This window comes from Nitrincola nitratireducens, assembly GCF_000585235.1.
Taxonomy (GTDB): Bacteria; Pseudomonadota; Gammaproteobacteria; order Pseudomonadales; family Balneatricaceae; genus Nitrincola; species Nitrincola alkalisediminis.
Genome location: NZ_AONB01000020.1, coordinates 1 through 19,215 on the forward strand (window position 1 = coordinate 1; position 19,215 = coordinate 19,215).

At 41.0% G+C, this 19,215-nt stretch carries 17 protein-coding genes; 16 read left to right on the forward strand and 1 reads right to left on the reverse strand.

Features of this window, described 5'->3' with window-relative positions:
* Positions 1–34: 34 nt before the first annotated feature.
* The gene (locus D791_RS14750; RefSeq protein ID WP_036513226.1) at positions 35–2,002 is read right to left on the reverse strand and encodes an acyltransferase family protein; all 1,968 of its coding nucleotides are present in this window, start codon (positions 2,000–2,002) and stop codon (positions 35–37) included.
* Between the two features lie 389 nt (positions 2,003–2,391).
* Between D791_RS14750 and D791_RS14755 the strand changes: the two genes are divergently transcribed.
* The 16 genes from D791_RS14755 (at position 2,392) to D791_RS14830 (ending at position 19,213) form a co-directional block, all read left to right on the forward strand.
* Entirely contained in the window at positions 2,392–2,877 is a 486-nt protein-coding gene (locus D791_RS14755; RefSeq protein WP_237748668.1) for a sugar transferase, read from the forward strand.
* Positions 2,874–4,823, forward strand: coding sequence for a polysaccharide biosynthesis protein (locus D791_RS14760; RefSeq protein ID WP_051514584.1), 1,950 nt, complete (start codon positions 2,874–2,876; stop codon positions 4,821–4,823). The genes D791_RS14755 and D791_RS14760 overlap by 4 nt, the downstream gene beginning before the upstream one ends.
* A gap of 32 nt (positions 4,824–4,855) precedes the next feature.
* A complete protein-coding gene (locus tag D791_RS14765; RefSeq protein ID WP_036513230.1) occupies positions 4,856–5,242 on the forward strand; it encodes a type II toxin-antitoxin system RelE/ParE family toxin in 387 nt (128 codons plus the stop codon).
* Positions 5,223–5,543, forward strand: coding sequence for a helix-turn-helix domain-containing protein (locus D791_RS14770; protein ID WP_036513232.1), 321 nt, complete (start codon positions 5,223–5,225; stop codon positions 5,541–5,543). The genes D791_RS14765 and D791_RS14770 overlap by 20 nt, the downstream gene beginning before the upstream one ends.
* A 200-nt stretch (positions 5,544–5,743) precedes the next feature.
* Positions 5,744–6,961 carry an O-antigen ligase family protein gene (locus D791_RS14775; RefSeq protein WP_036513234.1) on the forward strand — a complete coding sequence of 406 codons (1,218 nt, stop codon included), beginning with the start codon at positions 5,744–5,746 and terminating at the stop codon, positions 6,959–6,961.
* Positions 6,962–7,189: 228 nt separating this feature from the next.
* On the forward strand, positions 7,190–7,672 hold the full coding sequence (locus D791_RS21535) for a pilin (RefSeq protein ID WP_272944855.1): 483 nt from the start codon (positions 7,190–7,192) through the stop codon (positions 7,670–7,672).
* A 69-nt stretch (positions 7,673–7,741) separates the two neighbouring features.
* Positions 7,742–9,430, forward strand: coding sequence for a PglL family O-oligosaccharyltransferase (locus tag D791_RS14785; RefSeq protein WP_036513239.1), 1,689 nt, complete (start codon positions 7,742–7,744; stop codon positions 9,428–9,430).
* Positions 9,431–9,661: 231 nt separating this feature from the next.
* Positions 9,662–10,924: an MATE family efflux transporter gene (locus D791_RS14790; RefSeq protein ID WP_051514585.1), complete on the forward strand. Its 1,263-nt coding sequence runs from the start codon at positions 9,662–9,664 to the stop codon at positions 10,922–10,924.
* Between the two features lie 28 nt (positions 10,925–10,952).
* A complete protein-coding gene (locus tag D791_RS14795; RefSeq protein ID WP_036513241.1) occupies positions 10,953–12,140 on the forward strand; it encodes a UDP-N-acetylglucosamine 4,6-dehydratase in 1,188 nt (395 codons plus the stop codon).
* Between the two features lie 14 nt (positions 12,141–12,154).
* Positions 12,155–13,318 carry a LegC family aminotransferase gene (locus D791_RS14800; protein ID WP_036513243.1) on the forward strand — a complete coding sequence of 388 codons (1,164 nt, stop codon included), beginning with the start codon at positions 12,155–12,157 and terminating at the stop codon, positions 13,316–13,318.
* The gene (gene neuC, locus D791_RS14805; RefSeq protein WP_036513245.1) at positions 13,315–14,481 is read left to right on the forward strand and encodes a UDP-N-acetylglucosamine 2-epimerase; all 1,167 of its coding nucleotides are present in this window, start codon (positions 13,315–13,317) and stop codon (positions 14,479–14,481) included. The genes D791_RS14800 and neuC overlap by 4 nt, the downstream gene beginning before the upstream one ends.
* A 10-nt stretch (positions 14,482–14,491) precedes the next feature.
* Positions 14,492–15,565 carry an N-acetylneuraminate synthase gene (gene neuB, locus D791_RS14810; protein WP_036513248.1) on the forward strand — a complete coding sequence of 358 codons (1,074 nt, stop codon included), beginning with the start codon at positions 14,492–14,494 and terminating at the stop codon, positions 15,563–15,565.
* The gene (locus D791_RS14815) at positions 15,558–16,196 is read left to right on the forward strand and encodes an acetyltransferase (RefSeq protein WP_036513250.1); all 639 of its coding nucleotides are present in this window, start codon (positions 15,558–15,560) and stop codon (positions 16,194–16,196) included. Before neuB ends, D791_RS14815 begins: the two co-directional genes overlap by 8 nt.
* A gap of 13 nt (positions 16,197–16,209) precedes the next feature.
* A complete protein-coding gene (locus D791_RS14820; protein WP_036513253.1) occupies positions 16,210–17,262 on the forward strand; it encodes a nucleotidyltransferase family protein in 1,053 nt (350 codons plus the stop codon).
* On the forward strand, positions 17,259–17,942 hold the full coding sequence (locus D791_RS14825) for an acylneuraminate cytidylyltransferase family protein (RefSeq protein WP_036513256.1): 684 nt from the start codon (positions 17,259–17,261) through the stop codon (positions 17,940–17,942). Before D791_RS14820 ends, D791_RS14825 begins: the two co-directional genes overlap by 4 nt.
* Before the next feature lie 29 nt (positions 17,943–17,971).
* A complete protein-coding gene (locus D791_RS14830; RefSeq protein WP_036513259.1) occupies positions 17,972–19,213 on the forward strand; it encodes a hypothetical protein in 1,242 nt (413 codons plus the stop codon).
* Positions 19,214–19,215 lie beyond the last annotated feature (2 nt).

Sequence of the window (19,215 nt, forward strand, 5' to 3'; positions counted from 1 at the left end):
GAGGTCATTAGAGTATTGGAGGCGTTGTTAGTGTTTAAATACGATTACGTTTGTTGATTGCCTCACGAATTGGATCGATAAGTCTTTTAGACCCTTCAAGTGAGAGGTGGTCTTCATCAAAGTAAAAAGAAACTGACTCGTTTCCAACAGCACATTTACTCTCATCACAAAAATATTGATCAAGCTCAATCAGCGAGACACCTTTTTTTTCAAACAGCGTATTCACATAGCGTTGAAGTGATAAGTGTTCCTCTTTAGAAACAGAAAAATTGTTGACTTTATGCTCTTTAGAGCGACTAGCGAGTGAGTAGATTTGTACCGGAGATAGTATTTGTTGCGGGACTTGTGGCAGGAAAATAACGTTAACCCCAATGCTTCGATAAGCTGTGATTGTATTTTCTAGGCCAATTTCAAAAGCTCTCCGACTTTCATCAGGATTTGCTAGCCCATTTTCATCGGTGCTTATATATGAAAAATTGCTACCGTTATACCCACCATCAGTATAGTAAGACCATCTAGCGATAAAAAAAACAGTAGATATTTTTTGGTCTTGAACAAATTGATAAACTCTTTTATTTAGAGCATGGCAATTGTGAGATAATTGATCGTTCCGTAAAGCGTAAATACCGAGGAATGGAGTGCAGCCAGATGTTCCAGCAAAAATACCACTAATCCCCAGATCCGTAGCTGCTGAATCGAAAGCAGGTAAAGCACTCAATGCATGACTGTCACCAAAAACTACAAAATCTTTTGTAGCGCTATCTAATCCAAGCTCACAGAACCAATCTTCAATAACATGTATGCCTGCTTTACCAAAGCACTCAGCTTCACGAGGAGTACGCTGTATTGAATTATAAACAGATGCTGGAATTTCAAAACGCTCTTTAAAACCATCGCTAACGTGGCCAATTACACCTACAGAGATGAAAAACAACGTGCCTAATAAAGCACCGTAAAAAATCTTAGATCTTGAAACTAAATCTTTTTTTCTAAAAGGGGTCTCTACATAGCGCCAACTAAAGTAAGCAAGAACAAGCGAAAGAACTGACAAAGTGATAAAAGTGAGTTGGCTTGGTTCTACTAAGCTTCTTTGTTTGGCGAATGCGAACAATGGCTGATGCCACAAGTATGCGCTGTAGCTTATTAACCCCAGGCCAACAAAACCTTTGTTTCCAACAAACTTACCTACAGTCGTTTGTTGAGTCGCAAACAAAATAACTAGAACCGTGCCAATTGTAGGTACAAGAGCGTAAAATCCAGGAAAAGGAGTTGCGTGGCTATAAAAAAATACTGCAAAGAGGATTAACGCAATTCCTAACCATCCGCCTACCTCACTTACGCTCCTAGCCAAATTAGTACGGCCATTGGTTTTAGATAAGTAAAAAGCTGCGAATGCACCGATCAGCAACTCCCAAGTGCGTGTTGGCAGAAGATAGAAAGCTGCGGCTGGTTGAGCATATGCTGCCCACTGTGCAGTAGCAATGCTTGTAATAAAAACCACACTAAGCAACATTAGTATCCAACGCATGCCTAGTCGCCAAAACAGCATAAGGAAGATGGGGAACAGAACATAGTACTGCTCCTCTACTGCTAGGCTCCACGTATGTAATAGAGGTTTGAGCTCGGCCGCAGTATCGAAATACCCGCTCTCACGCCAAAACAAGATATTGGATGAAAATGTTGATACAGCGACTAGGCTTTGTGCAAAGTCTTTCATATCGCTCGGATATAGCCAGAGCCAGGCGAATGGAATACATACTAGCATTACGAGGAATAATGCTGGCAAGATGCGTCTTGCACGACGCTCATAGAAGTTTAAAATGGAAAACTTATCTTGCTCAAGTTCTGATAAAATGATTTTAGTGATCAAATAGCCGCTGATTACAAAGAAGACATCTACGCCTACAAAGCCACCACTAAACAGATCAAAGCCCGCATGGAACAATATGACTGGCAGTACAGCAAGTGCTCTAAGTCCGTCTATCTCTCGTCTGTAATCCATATTCTCGTCTATTAAATTCGATTGAAATTTCCACTTCCCTAGGCCTAAGCTGAGTAGAATGAGGGCTTCGTTTTTGATTATATCTTTTTCCCAACGTTATCAGCAATCTAAGGACTAGATCAGGCTAGGTATTCGGAGGCGTACGTCTGATTGGAAAACAATATCTTAGTCTTTCAGAATGGCATTACACTAAATAAAGTTTGTTGGTGTCTTCATTAGTCGATATTATTGCAGGCGAAAAACAAACAGATTTACATTTCTTTCTGTGTTGATAAGTGTGTAACCTATTGTTTTATAAATCATGCGAGGTGAAAAGGAATAAACATGATTCGCAGTTTGGATGTGTTATTTTCGGTGCTTGGATTACTGTTCGGGGCCCGATTTTTCTAGTGTTAACGATTATCGGCTTTTTTGATACTGGCTCCCCCATCTTCCGGCAGACACGAGTTGGGCGCAATTTACAGCCCTTCACTCTGGTTAAATTCAGAACAATGAAACCGGAAACCGCCTCGGTGGCGACCCATCTCGCCAATAGTAGCGACATTACCCCCTTTGGTCATTTCTTGCGTCGAACAAAACTCGATGAGCTACCCCAGTTATGGAATGTGCTAAAAGGGGAAATGAGTTTAGTTGGGCCGCGTCCTTGCTTGTTTAACCAGCAGGAACTTATTCAGGAAAGGGAAGCGTTGGGTGTGTTTAACGTGCCACCAGGGATTACAGGGCTGGCACAAGTGAATAATGTCGATATGTCGACACCTGCCAAGCTTGCCGCGATGGATCAGCAAATGATCCAGAACCTTAATCTACGGCAGTATTTTCGCTATATCTTTCTAACGGTGTTGGGTAAAGGGCAAGGTGACAGGACTGTCTCATGAGTAATTTTAAGAAAACGGATTTTTTTCATTCAAAGCTAATGCAGTTAAGTCGTTATCAAAAACGTCTACTCATGGTGATGGCCGATGCGGTTGCCTTGCCTCTCGCCCTGTGGTCCGCGTTTGCGTTGCGCTTTTCGGAACTCTGGCCCGAAGCCTATCTTTACCCAGCCGCAATTTTATTTATTTTGTTACCCGTCATGGGCATTCTGATTTTTATTCGGATTGGGCTTTATCGAGCCGTCATTCGCTACATCGGTAGCCAGATGATATGGACGGTCGTCTCGGGCGTGTTAATCCTATCCATGATGCTTTGGGCGGCCGCATTTGTCATTAAAATAGAGCCCTTCCCCAGAACGGTTCCGGTTAATTTTGCTATCATTGCGTTGATTTATGTGGGTGGAACCCGCTTTTTAATGCGCAGTTACTATCAGTGGAGCTTAGGCTTGTTCATTGATAAAAGCCCAGTACTCATATATGGCGCAGGCGAAAGCGGTGTTCAGCTGTGCCGGAGTTTAGAAAGCCATCACGAATACAAATGTGTCGGCTTTTTAGATGACGATCCATTGCTGATCGGGAGTAATGTAACAGGATGCAAGGTCTTTGATCCAAAGCACCTTTCCACATTAATTGAGGCACGTAACGTGAGTGCCGTGTTTCTTGCCATGCCCTCAATTAGTGCGAAAGCGCGCCGCGATATACTGCAACGACTGGAGGAGTTTCCTGTTCATGTCAAAACCCTGCCGTCCATGCACGAAATTTTAGCGGGCGAATCCATCACCAGTTTGCGTGAAGTGCAGATAGAAGATCTGTTAGGTCGAGACCCCGTCCCCCCCATTCGAGAACTGATTGACGACAGTATCGATAACAAAGTTGTGATGGTGACCGGGGCTGGAGGTTCTATAGGCTCAGAAATATGCCGGCAAGTGTTAAAGAATACGCCACGTTGCTTAGTGTTGTATGAGCGAAGTGAGTACGCACTCTATGCGATTGAACAAGAGCTGACGCTGTTATCCAAGACACTGGGCATCAATGTTCCACGGATTTCACTGCTAGGGTCGGTGACAAATAAACAGCGTATTGACGATGTGCTCAGTCGGTTTCAGGTACAAACGCTCTACCACGCCGCTGCCTATAAGCACGTCCCCTTGGTTGAGCATAATATCCTTGAAGGCATCGAAAATAATGTACTGGGAACCAAAATACTCGCCGAGGCTGCATTACGGGCAAAGGTTGAGCGCTTTGTATTAATTTCTACAGATAAAGCCGTTAGACCCACCAACGTGATGGGCGCGACGAAACGACTTGCTGAACTGATATTACAAGACTTGGCGCAGCAATCCTCTCAATCTACATCCGAGACCATCTATTCCATGGTGCGTTTTGGTAATGTACTGGGGTCGTCTGGATCGGTGGTTCCTTTATTTCGAAAGCAAATTGAAGAAGGAGGGCCTGTCACCGTCACCCATCCTGAAATCACCCGCTATTTTATGACGATTCCAGAAGCCGCAAACTTAGTGATTCAAGCGGGTTCTATGGCTAAAGGTGGGGATGTATTTGTTCTTGATATGGGTGAACCTGTCACCATTACGGATTTAGCTAAGCGTATGATTCGACTAATGGGCTTTTCCGTTAAGGATGAACACAACACCCGTGGGGATATCGCGATTGAATACACAGGGCTTCGACCGGGTGAAAAATTGTATGAAGAGTTATTAATTGGCGATAACGTAACTCGTACACAGCACCCGAAGATTATGAGAGCAAATGAAGAAATGCTGTCCCCCGATGTTTTGCAGCAAACATTGGTTGAGCTAGAAACAGCGGTCCACCAGAATCAAGTCGACGTTGCACGTGAATGTTTAACACGAAGTGTGTCTGGTTTTACACCATCCGATGCATGTGTTGACTGGATGACAACGAGTTTGCCGCCAATGCACTATGCCTAGACAGGTATTGCACTGAGTGGTATAGTTTTTCAATGAGACGAGTCTTTAAAACACGCACCTTCACCCGCTCGATGAAAAAGGCCGGACTAACCGACGCAGCTTTATGTGCCGCAGTCGAAGAAATGAGCCAAGGGCTCGTGGATGCCGATTTGGGTGGCGATGTTGTCAAGAAGCGCGTCGCGCTGCCTGGCCAGGGCAAGCGTGGCGGGGCCAGAACCATCATCGCTACGAAAATGGCAGGGCGCTGGTTCTTCCTTTATGGCTTCAGCAAGAACGAACGATCCAACATCGACAAGGACGAGCTGAGGGTGCTCCAAGAGGTGGCAAGGGAGTTGCTTGGCTTTGATGATCGGCAACTGACCATTGCGCTGGCTGCCGGTGAAATTGTGGAGATATGTGATGGCGACGACAAAGCGTAACAGCCGAATTCTGGACGAGATGCACGAGACAGCACGTGGGCTTCATGGCGCGGGACTGATCAGCAAGCGTCGCATGGGCGAGTTCGAGGCGCTGTGCAATCTCGATGTGCACGAAATACCGCCGCAGCAGATCAAGGCGCTGCGTGAAAAGGCGCACGTAAGCCAAGCTGTTTTTGCCGCCGTGCTTAACACTAGCCTGTCGACGGTTCAAAAGTGGGAAATCGGCGACAAGAAGCCGAGCGGGCCGTCGCTCAAACTGTTGAACCTGATCGAGCGAAAGGGGCTAGAGGCGGTTATTTAGGCAGTAAAGTGCATTAGCTCAGACTTGAATGTACATATTCGTTAAAACTGGCAAAGCCTGCAGATTGAAGAGCCTTAGACACTTTGCACGCCTTCTCATCCGCGCAGCTCAGGAATACAACCCTAATGCTGCTCGATCTGTTAGACCTTTCATGGGCACTAGTTTAATAAGTAAACTAAAGGGACGAAGGACGATGAACGATGAACAATACGCTTCCATTGAGAGGTCAGTTAACGTTTTTGTATTTGAACAGTTTTCTGGTTTTTTTACTGCTCGTTAATTTGATCGTGGGGGATGTGCATTTAGTCCGAAACCTATTCGCTCTTTTGGCCTTGCTAGCGGTGCCCTTTGTGATACGCAACGCGAAGATTGAGGCATCGGATGGATTTTGGCTTGTCTCCTTGCTGGTCTTTGGCGTCTATCACCTTTTACACATCCTGCTGCTTGGCGACGGGTCTGAACATGGATCAGGCTATATTAAGTTTGTGTTGTTTGCTGTTTTTTATGTGTATTTACAGCAGACAGGCTATATCCGTGAGTCCATCTACCTTGGAGTCGTGTGCGGCAGCTTACTGACGCTGTTGAGCGGTGCGTTGGAAGTATGGCACAGCCGTGGCGATGAGCGTATTGGTGTTGGTCACAACCCTATTGTGTTTTCTAACCTATTGCTGATTTACGGTCTTGTTCTGGTTGATTTTCTGTTTCGTTCATATGCGCGGCCTTACAAGCTAGGCGTTGGTCTTATCCTGCTGGGTTTGCTGATTCTCCTTTCGTTCACGGGCACGCGCGGTGCTTATGTGACCTTGATTGCCTTGGCTGTGTTTTTTGCCAGCATGAAACTGCGAACGCCTGCTAGCAAGCGAAGCCTAGTCATTGCCTTGGCCTTGGTGCCCATTGTGTTGGTAGGCTCCTATATCACCCATGATGGCTTAAAAGACAGAGTGCAGGATACAAGAAGCGAAATTGCAACCCTCATGGAGGGAGACTTTGATACATCTCTTGGGCTGCGACTCAATGCGTGGTGGATTTCGGCTGGATTGATAAAAGAGCAGCCTTTATTTGGCATTGGAGAGAGCCTTGATAGGCTGAATGCAGAGTCTGAACGATGGGTTGCCGAGCACCAGCTCTCCTTCAATGCAATAACCGAGCTATCACACGTACACAACCAGTATTTGCAGGAAACGCTCGAATATGGCGTGCTTGGGTTGCTGTGCTTGATACTGCTCGGCATTGCATTTACCTTCCGAGTACCCGAGAGCACTAGGGTGCTGGTGTATGGCCTGTTGATTATTTTTCTGGTGTTGTCCTTAACCGATACGGTATTCAAAACGAATGTGTGGGTGACGGCCTTTTTTGTGGTGGGGTCCATCCTGCGCCTAGAGTCAAAAGCGGTTTCCATGCGGGATGTTCTGCGTTAACACATTGGCGTAAATCTGTCAGAAAGTGACAATATTTGTCACGTTAGGTGCCCTAAACTGTCACTTTGGTTGGATTGTAAAATACTGAGAGTGTGAATGCGGAAAACAAGGTCACCATAACTTGTTGAATTATAAAGATAATAAAAAATGATTTTTGAATTTTCCGATTTTGGCACGATACCTGCTCTATAGTTAATAAGCTTCATGCAATCCTCAAGGATCAGAGGCTTGAATCCTAAACTTACTTTTTCGTTGGAGAAACAAATGAAAAGACAACAAGGTTTTACATTGATCGAGCTGATGATCGTTGTGGCTATCATTGGTATTTTGGCTGCTATCGCGTTGCCTGCTTATCAGGATTACACCAAGCGTGCACATGTTTCTGAAGGTTTGTCTTTAGCGGGTGCAGCGCGTACGGCTGTAACTGAGTTTTATTCATCCCGTGCTGCTTGGCCTGCTGATAATACTGCTGCAGGTTTATCTGCTGCTAATACTATCACAGGTACAGCTGTTAAGAGTGTAAGAATAAGTGTAGGTGCCTCTGGTGGTGCTTCAACTGGTATTGTAACAATTACCTTTAATGAACGTGTACAAGATGACACAACTTTGACCTTGACTGCATTGGCATCTGGCGGAAGTGTTACTTGGGTTTGCAGACCAGGTGCACCAGCAGTTGATGCTAAGTTTGTACCAGCTAACTGCCGTCCATAGAAATAGAATGAGTTTCTAGTAAGCGTGCCTTTGTGGCGCGCTTACTGTTTGTTTAGTAAAAGGAATTATATGTGGTTTCTTCTGCTCTTTGTTTTTATTTCTCCGTTATATATTCATTCAAATCTTGGTAGAGAGTCTCTATTTTATCCCTTCAATTCACTTGTCTGGATTTTAGTTTCATTATGTGTACTTGTCTTTGCTGGGCATCAGCTAAATAGAAAAAGCTTTTATATCGTGAAAGATTATTTTGTTTCTATTGCTTTCACACTTGTAATGCTTCTATTGGGTGGGATGTTGTCGGGTATGCTTAACCATTATGAATGGTTTGTAAGAATTATAGCAATTCTTATAGGTTTTTTGTTTTTTACATCTCTTTATCAATTACAACTCAATAAAAGAACAGTAGAAAATTGCTTATTTTTGTTAGTTTTCGCAATTTTTATGCAAGCAGTTATAGGTTATGTGCAAATTTTCGATCATAATAACTTTATCTTTTGGATTGTAAAATATAGCGACCCTATTCCTTTAGGACATTTTCAACAGCCAAACTTGTTTGCTAGTATGATGGCGACTCTTCTAGTTGTATCAATTTACTTAGTTAGTCAGCCCTCTTTTAAAAACAGATCTATTCTGCTTAAGCTGGTTTTGATGGCATCAATTTTCAGCTCTACATTTATGGTGGTAAGCTCAGGATCTAGAATTGGGTTTTTCTCACTTATAATTGTTTTGCCCTTGATCTTGTTGACAAGATTTTTTTTGTTGAAAAGACATATGTTTATATTTTCAAGCGTTTTATTGCTTGTAGTTCTTGGCGCTACGACTGGTTCACTCTCAAATGAAGGTTTTAGTAATACGGTTACTAAAATAGAGAGCTTTTCATCAGATGACACACAGGATATTCGAATTCACCTTTATACAATAGGTGTCAACGTCTTCTTAGATAGCCCATTAACCGGACATGGTATTGGTAGTTTTCAAAGTGTATTTCATGAATATGCGGCAGAGTACCAAGCAAAGAAAGGTGGAGAAAGTTTAATTGGCCAAACTGCTTTTTCTCACCCTCATAACGAATTTCTTTACTGGGCAATAGAAATTGGTGTCTTAGGTGTTATAGCGCTCCTTATGCTAGTTTTTATGATTTTTAGAGCGGCTTATCGGCAAGGGTGGCAATCGGGTGGAGCTAAGCTTGCGATGCTTTTGCCGATTGCGTTGCATACTCAAGTAGAGCATCCTTTTTATTTGTCTGCTTATCATTATGTCGTTTTTATCTTTTTGGTTTTTGTGTTGTTATATCAAAAACGACGTTGCGAACTTATTAGCTTTACGCGATCCGCCTCAGTGACGGCACAGTTGTTTTTAGCTATACTATTTTGTATGGTTTTTTATTACTGTGCATTAGCATTTAATTACTCTAAGAGAATTACGTTAGCGATTATTCAAACAGGTCAGTTAACTGAGCTTTATCAAATTTCCAAACATCCATTTTTTAATGATTTAGCAACAAATCTCATATTAGCTTCAGAGTTTGAGCACGAGCGTGGTTCAGAAAGCACGCTAATGTCAGCTTTTTTTGCAGACTGGCTTGATGATAGAGTGGTGAGCGAGCCAAACCCAAGTTATTATCTTCAAATGATGGATGTTCATATTTATCTTGGTAATGAGGAGAAGCTCAAAGAAACCGCTATGAGAGCCTTATACTTGTTTCCAAATCATCCAATTATCATGAATTTTATTATAGAAAATGAAATTGATTTGTGAATTAGAATAATAGTGAGAATGCGTACGAACTAACAGAGGGTGATCTATTCTGGCTTTGTCGTTTAAAGTAATAACCAGACTCCGTCAGATTTTAGTGACAACTATCCTAGTATAGGGGATGATTGATCGTATATAAAGTATCTATGACATCAGTCTGCTCTTCATGTCGGTGGCCTACTATCTTGAAATGGATTAAGATAAGACTACAGCCAAAAAATCGGTGGCCACTAAGTGACAATCCATAAACTAACCAATAATGAATACATAGTACGCCTACTCAATGTTGGTTTGCGAGGCGTTACGTTACTATGTAAGTTCTCTTTATTTTTTGTATTAGCTTTCTATCTCGCCCCAGAAGAAGTTGGTTTGTATGGTTTGATTGTGGCTTCGATTGCATATGGTATTTACCCTTTAGGTTTAGAGTTTTATACCTACAGCACAAGAGAGCTAATAAAATCAGATAAGAGCACATGTGGACGTTATTTAGCGAGTCAAATTGGGCTATATGTTGTTCTTTATTTGATTTTTTTACCAATTTTTTTATTCTTATTTTATTTTAATTTTTTGCCATGGTATGTAGCCGTATACTTTTATGTTTTGCTTATTCTTGAGCATGCTAATCAAGAAATGATGCGATTGTTGATTGCATTGTCACATCAGATAGCAGCAAGTGTTGCTCTTTTTCTAAGGCAAGGGTTGTGGGTGTTAATAGTTATACCTGTAATGTATTTGTACCCTGACTACAGAAGTATAGATTTTATATTGTCACTATGGGTTTTGGGATCTATTGGTGCTGCAGCTGTTTCCTTTGTCACCTTCTATAATTTGGGTTTTAAAGGTTGGTTGTCTGGTTTTGATTGGTTGTGGATAAAAAAAGGAGTTTTGGTATCATTACCTTTTTTCATATCAACCTTGTCGCTGAGTGCTATTGCAACATTTGATAGGTACCTATTTGATTTCTTTGTGGGTAGAGATGTATTGGGGGCCTATGTTTTTTATATAGGATTAGCTGCTTCTTTGATTTCGTTTTTGGATGCGGCCGTTTTTTCATTTATCTACCCAAAAATGATAGCGGCATATGCGAAAGAAGATCTTATAAGTTTTAACTCTCAAGTTAAGAAAATGTTTTATCAAATACTAACTCTATCATTTATCTTTTTTGCAGCTTCCTTTTTGTTAATTGATTTGATCGTAGGTTGGATAGATAAACCTATTTATAGCGAGCATATTTTCATATTCTATATTGTTGTCATCGCTATGTTCCTCCAAGCGCTAAGTTATATTCCCCATTATGCCTTGTATGCTCAAGGTTGCGACAATACAATTGTTATGAGTCATGGGCTTAGTGTCGTTATATTTATGGTCAGCGCTTTCTCTTTAAGCTATATCTCTGAGCTGTATGCAGTTCCTGTTGCTCTTTGCATCACTTACTTCCTAGTGTTAGTGTGGAAAACGTCTGCATACTATAAAAGAAGATTATTTCTCGCTTCATAGTTTTATATAAAATATAGGTGAATGGTTTATGGATATTTTGGGTTTGATAGGGCGTGATAAGTATTTGTTTACTAATGATATCTTAGACCATGCATCTGAGCTTACCAAAGAGGTTTCAAACTCTAGATTTTTAGTACTAGGTGGTGCTGGATCAATAGGGCAAGCAGTCACTAAAGAAATCTTCAAGAGAAATCCAAAAAAATTACATGTAGTTGATATCAGTGAAAATAATATGGTTGAGTTGGTTCGTGATATCCGAAGCTCATTTGGATATATAGATGGTGACTTTCAAACATTTGCACTTGATATAGGGTCGTTAGAGTATGACGCTTTTATAAAGGCCGATGGTTTGTATGATTATGTGCTTAATCTTTCAGCTTTAAAGCATGTGCGAAGTGAAAAAGATGCATTTACTTTGATGAGAATGGTCGATGTCAATATCTTCAATACGGATAAAACTATCCAACAGTCAATAAAATCAGGTGTGAAAAAGTATTTTTGTGTTTCTACAGATAAGGCCGCAAACCCAGTTAATATGATGGGTGCATCAAAGCGAATTATGGAAATGTTTTTGATGCGAAACAGTGAAAAAATCTCGATATCAACAGCTAGATTTGCAAATGTTGCTTTTTCTGATGGATCTCTACTTCATGGATTCAACCAACGTATTCAAAAGCGTCAACCTATAGTCGCTCCAAATGATATTAAACGCTATTTCGTAACGCCACAGGAGTCAGGAGAGTTATGTTTGATGTCTTGTATTTTTGGAGAGAACCGCGATATATTTTTTCCAAAACTAAGTGAGTCTTTACACTTAATCACCTTTGCCGAAATTGCTGTTCGCTATCTCAAGCAACAGGGGTATAAGCCTTATTTATGTACTAGTGAGGATGAAGCGAGGGATTTAGCTAAATCCTTACCTGAGACGGGATACTGGCCTTGCTTGTTTACTGAAAGTGACACTACAGGTGAAAAAGATTTTGAAGAGTTTTTTACGGAAGCTGAAATTCTCGACATGGAGCGCTATGAAAACTTAGGGGTGATTAAAAACGTTCTTTCTTATGATGCTGAGCTATTAGCATTTTTTGAAAAGAGTATTAGGGAAATGAAACAGCAACTGGCTTGGAGTAAAGAGGATATACTTCAACTATTTGTTAAAATCCTTCCCGCATTTTCTCACAAAGAAATGGGTAAATACCTAGACAGCAAAATGTGACTGGAGTGAGTGTGATGCAGGCTTCATCCATCGTAGAGTTTGTACGTGATATTTATCGGAGTAATGACTTCATACCACTACATGTGCCAACTTTCAGTGGAAATGAAAAAAAGTACGTACTAGAAACAATAGATAGCACGTTTGTCTCTAGTGTTGGACGCTATGTTGATGAGTTTGAAAAAACTGTTGAAGGCTACACAGGTAGTGCTAAAGCGGTTGCGACTGTTAATGGTACAGCGGCATTGCATACGGCGCTGCACATGGCAGGTATCGTACGTGGTGATCTAGTGATTACCCAGGCATTAACATTTGTTGCGACCTGTAATGCGCTTCACCATATGGGAGCTGAACCTGTTTTTTGCGATGTTTCTCCTGTTAGCCTAGGTTTATGTCCTAAATCTGTTGAGAATTTTCTGCTTGAGCATGCTGAGATTAATGACAAAGGCTGTTTTCATAAAAAATCTCGTCAACGAATAAAAGCAGTTGTGCCAATGCACACGTTTGGTCATCCTGTTGAGCTTAATGAATTAATATCAGTTTGTAAGAAGTGGCATCTTATTCTAGTAGAAGATGCAGCAGAGAGCTTAGGGTCTTTCTATAAAGGCCAACATACGGGTACATTTGGTCAGTTCGGGGTGCTTAGCTTTAATGGCAACAAAGTTATTACAACAGGTGGTGGCGGAATGGTATTGTGCCAATCTATTGAAGAAGGGTTACATACAAAGCATGTTACGACAACAGCTAAGGTTCCCCACGCTTACGAGTTCTACCATGATGAGCCGGGTTTTAACTATCGGATGCCGAATCTTAATGCTGCGTTAGGTTGTGCCCAGATGGAGTCCTTGCCGGATTATTTAAGTCATAAAAGAGCACTTGCCAAGCACTACCAAGCTTTCTTCGAAGAGAGCGATTTTAAGTTTGTCAGAGAGCCGGATTATGCTCAATCAAATTATTGGCTGAATGCCGTTATGTGTCCTGATGTTGAATCACGCAATTGTTTATTGAAAGAAACGAATGATGCTGGTGTGATGACACGCCCAATTTGGCAGTTAATGCATCGGTTACCGATGTTTAAAAATGCTTTGCGCAATGATTTATCGCAGTCAGAGAAGATAGAGGCACGTCTTGTCAACTTACCCAGTACACCCGTCGTGGTGGCAGAGTTGAGGCACAAATGAAAATAAGGAAAGTTGCCGTTTTTACAGGAACAAGAGCAGAATATGGGTTACTGTATTGGTTGTTGAAAGATATTCAAGCGGACCCTGAGCTAGCCTTGCAACTGTTGGTAACAGGAATGCATTTATCGCCGGAGTTTGGACAAACTTATCATCAAATTGAGGCAGATGGCTTCACTATTGATGAAAAAGTTGAAATTTTATTGTCTTCAGATTCTGCAGTTGGAACGGCTAAGAGCATGGGGTTAGGCGTGTTGGGCTTTGCTGATGCATTAGATCGTTTGAAGCCCGATATGTTGGTGATACTAGGCGATCGCTTTGAAGCATTAGCTGTGGCTCAGACAGCAATGATATTGCGTATCCCAATTTTACATCTACATGGTGGTGAAATTACAGAAGGTGCTTATGATGATGCCATACGTCATGCAATTACCAAGCTCAGTTATCTTCATGCGACTTCAACAGAAGAGCATCGGCAGCGTGTTATACAATTAGGAGAGACCCCGTCAAGAGTATTTAATGTTGGTGCTATAGGGTTAGATCATCTCAAAAGAAGTTCCTTTATGTCCAAAGATGCACTTAGCCAGTCGCTAGGTCTTTCTTTAAAGAAACCATACTTTCTTGTTACGTATCATCCAGTTACTTTAGGGAGTGAAGACCCGATACTGAGCTTCCAAGTATTATTAGATGCTCTTAATCGCTTCCCTGACCATCAAATTATTATGACCTACCCAAACGCAGATGAGGGTGGCCGAAAAATCATTCCTATGATTGAAAATTTTGCTGCTTCACAATCAGAACGCGTTATTGCTATCCCGTCTCTCGGACAGATACGTTACTTAAGTGGAGTGAAATATGCGGCAGTTGTAATCGGTAACTCTTCTAGTGGCATTATAGAGGTACCTTCATTTGATGTTCCTACCGTGAATATTGGGGTACGACAAAAAGGGCGTTTAGCTGCAAAGAGTGTATTACAGGCTGAAGTAAATCAAGATTCTATTGTTAAAGTAATACAGCTTGCTATCACTCGGGGTTATAAGCTTCCAAATGAGAAAATTTTCAATCCCTATGGTCAGGGTGATAGCAGTCAACGCATAATTAAGTTGATTAAAAGCTTTAATTTTGATCCTTGTAAATCATTTTACGATATAAAAATGAAAAGTTGAGAAATGTTTGATGACACTCATTATTGCTGAAGCAGGCGTTAATCATAATGGAAACCGAGATCTTGCCTTCAAACTAGTTGATGCTGCACACCATGCTGGTGCCGACATTGTTAAGTTTCAGACCTTCAAAGCAAAAAACCTAGTGACACAGTCGGCTCGTCAAGCTGAATATCAAGTTAGAAATACTGGGGTCAATGAATCACAGTTTGAGATGCTAACTCGACTTGAATTAGATTACGAAACTCATAAAGCTCTGGTGAGTTATTGTCATGATTTAGGCATTGAATTTTTATCGACAGCCTTCGATTCAGAGAGTTTGAGCTTTCTTGTGAATGATTTAGGCTTGAGTCGACTCAAAATACCATCAGGAGAACTTACAAATGCTCCCTTTGTTTTTGAGCACGCGCGAACTGGCTGTGATTTAATTATCTCAACGGGCATGGCAACATTAGCAGAGGTTGAAGCGGCACTTGGTGTGATCGCGTTTGGCTTGATCGCGCCACTTGATGCTCAGCCAAGCGCAGATAACTTTGTGCAGGCGTATGCTAGTAATGAAGGGCAGCGTGCCTTAAAACAAAAAGTCACCTTGTTGCATTGTACGACGGAATATCCCGCACCGGTCAATGAAATTAATCTTCGTGCTATGCATACTATGCAAAGCGCATTTGGATTAAATATTGGATATTCGGATCACAGTGCTGGAATTACTCTTTCTATTGCGGCCGTTGCAATGGGAGCACAGGTTATCGAAAAGCATTTTACGTTGGATAAAACGATGGAAGGCCCTGACCATAAAGCCTCGCTTGAGCCTGCTGAGTTGCAATCAATGGTAAAGGCTATCCGTGAAGTTGAGCAGGCTTTGGGAAGTGGTATAAAAGCACCACAACCCTCAGAAATCAAAAATAAACAGGTTGCTAGGAAAAGCTTAGTTGCTGCAACCGCTATTCGTCGGGGTGAGATTTTTAGCGCATGTAATCTGAGTATTAAGCGACCGGGTAATGGAGTGTCACCTTGCCAGTATTGGACGCTTCTAGGTACACAAGCAAAGCAAGATTATGAAGAAGGTGATTTGATTCATGGCTAAACTCTTGATCATGTTAGGGGCTGGCGGGCACGCATCTGTTTTGATGGATATGCTCAAGCGACTAGGTCTAGAGTTACATGCAGTGGTATCTCCTGATAGGATACCGTCTACTAGCCTCTTGTCTGGTATTACGAGGATCGAAACTGACGAACTATTGGTTAATCATTACTCACCAGATCAAGTGGTTTTAGTCAATGGTGTTGGTTCTATGCCTGGTCATGATGTACAGAAAAAGCTGTTTTTGAGCTATTCAGAACTGGGGTACTGTTTCCTAAATGTAGTATCACCACAGGCATTGGTCTCTGAGCATGTGAAACTAGGGATGGGAGTGCAAATTATGGCGGGTGCTATTGTGCAAACTGGTGCGAAAATAGGAAATAACTCCATAATAAACTCGGGTGCAATTGTAGAGCATGACTGCATTATTGGTTCACATAACCACGTAGCACCAGGAGCTACCCTTAGTGGTGGAGTCGTAACCGGAAGTAGTGTACACATTGGTACTGGTGCTAATGTTATTCAAAATATCACAATCGGTGATTCTGCTATCATTGGAGCGGGTACGACTTTAGTTAAGAATGTTGGAGCGGGGCAAAGGGTTATTCCTTCAGCAATGCGATTTCTGAGTTAAGGGATTAGTAGGTATGTCAGATTGGAAGAGTGTTGTCATTAATGCCAAGACAACAATTCGTGAAGCAATGCGTGTTATTGATAGAGGTGCACTTCGCATTGCGTTGGTATGTGACTCTGAGAATAGACTCATAGGGACTGTAACTGATGGGGATATCCGGCGTGGATTGTTGTTAGATCGGAATATGGAAGATCAAGTCTTCTGTATTATGAACTCCAAACCCCGTACAGCAGGAATTAATGATTCACGCGAGCAAAGCCTAAAGGTTATGGACCGTAATGGTCTTTTGTCATTACCTGTGGTCGATGATCAAGGTTATCTTGTAGGCTTAGAAACGTTACATCAAGCATTACAGTACCCTAGAAAAGATAATCCAGTATTCATTATGGCAGGTGGGTTTGGAACGCGTTTACGTCCTTTAACGGATCACTGCCCGAAGCCAATGTTACGCGTTGGTGATAAACCTATGCTGGAGCATTTAATTAATCGGTTTGTACGGCTAGGCTTTCATGATTTTTATATTTCAACTCATTATATGCCTGACCAAATTCACAGTTACTTTGGAAATGGTACACAGTTTGGTTGCTCAATTGATTACGTGCACGAGGAGAAACCCTTAGGTACAGGTGGAGCATTGGGTTTACTACCCAAAAACTTGCCGAAAAAACCTCTGATTCTAATGAATGGTGATGTGTTAACTCGTGTCGACTTTACACACCTATTGGCCCACCATCAACAATCAGGAGTGGATGCAACAATGTGCACTCGTGAGTTGGAGCATCAGGTTCCATTTGGAGTGATTGAAACTAAAAATAATCTAATTACGGATATGGTAGAAAAACCAACTTTTCGATATCAAATAAACACGGGAATTTATGTGTTAAGCCCTGAATGTGTGGCATCTGTATCAGAAGGAACGTGTATAGATATGCCGACATTGTTAGAGCATAGAATCGCACAAGGAAAAAAAGTGGGTATTTTTAGAAGCCATGACTACTGGTTGGATATAGGTAGAATGTCTGATTATCAGAAAGCGCAGGAAGATATCAAGGGACTTTTCAATTGAATATTGCAGTAATACCTGCCAGAGGTGGTAGTAAGAGGCTCCCTGGTAAAAATATAAGAGAGATAGCGGGTAAACCAATGATTGCTTGGTCGATAGAGGCTGCAATCGACAGTAAAGTATTCGATAGGGTTATTGTTAGTACAGATGATGAAAATATTGCCAATATTTCTCTTCAACATGGAGCAGAGGTTCCATTCTTACGACCCTTCGAATTAGCAACAGATACAGCTACCACAAAGGATGTGATCGAGCATTTAATCAAATGGCTTAAAAATAAACAAAATGTAGATGTAGAAATACTGGGCATATTACAGCCTACTTCACCTTTAAGAACTGCAGCAGATATACAGAAATCATATGCGGAGATGATCAATAAAAGTGCAAGTTCTGTTATATCAGTTTGCCAGTTAGAGCATCCACTGGAATTTTGCAATAAAATTCCATTAAGTGGTTCAATGAAGGGATTTATTGACTCTAAAAAAACAAGGCGAAGTCAAGATTATGAGATTTATTATAGAATTAATGGCGCAATATACTTAATTGATATGAGAAAGTCAGGTTTCGATGGGTTGTATTCCGATGGATCTTTTTCATATGTAATGAGTACAAATAGATCGGTTGATATAGATACTGAAGATGATTTTTTTATTGCAAAGTGCTTGTTAGAAAACAAAGTGTAACTTTGTATTATTTCCCAGCAGGGGTGTTTATGAGTGGTAAATATTTTCTAGAGTATATGTGTGCATTAAAAAATGAGTTATCTGTAGATGAATATATGTACTCATTGGAAAATAAGACTGCGAAGCAGTATGGTTACATGCCACGTCCACAGAAATGGATCTTGAAGTTTAAAGATAAACCATTGCTAGTATGTTTCATTGCTTTCTTGTTAAAAGTTTTATTTATTATTGGTGGTTTTGTTATACACTTTCGCGAGCTTATTCGTATGCTTTTCTTAAAGCTTAATGCTCAAAGTATTGAGTCAGCGAATGATGACGTTGTTTATGCATTAGGCTTTTCGGAACGTGCGTATAATGTCATTCCTACTGTTGTGAAGAAGAATATAGTTTGGATAGATTTTCCGTGGGTTGATAGGCCTGTTGCTCAGAGAAAAAGTGTTGATTTTATTGGTCTTGTAAGTTTTAGAGATTTATTTGAGGCATTCCTATATGCATCTATAGCACCTTATAGCCTTGTGCTGAAAAAGCAGTTCAATACAACTGTTCTACAAACATACACCGCTTTTAGATGGTATTTAACTCATATAGTACTTTCAAGAGTGGATTGTCAGGGGGTTGTAATCGCTGAACATTTTGATCGATGGGCAGTACTTACAGACTCAGTTGTTGCTGAAAAGAGGAAAAACTGTTGCCCGCATATGTCATTTGATATTGTGCAGCATGGTAGCCTCGGTCTTCAGAATACAAAGACAGTTGAACATAGCTTTAATTTTAAGATTGACATCCCTTGTCGTTTAGAAAATGTAACAAGTCTATATGTTTATGACGCTTTTTCTAAAGATGTATTTTTTGATTCTATATTGTCATTAGAGTCGATTGGCGATATTGAAGTTTTCTATTTTAAACCATCAATACAGCTTGTGCAGGTTAAAGTCGATAAAAGTCTTCCTATAGTTTTAATTGTTGGTCACCCAATTTGCCTTAATCATCAACTAATGATATATGATCAAATAAAAGACTATGCAGTGGTATATTACAAGCCGCATCCTACAGTGAAAGCACCTGCGGAGATCAAAAGTCGAGAGTGGGTGGTTATTGACGAAAAGAACTTTTTTCCTGCAGTTGATTGTGTTATTTCTTATCCATCTACTCTAGTAGAAGAATACTCATTACATGCAGTTAAATGTGTTGTGCATCCTATCAATGCAGGACCAGATGAGGCTTTTGCAACTTCATCTTTGATATTAAATTTTTTGTCTAAGGTTAAATAGGT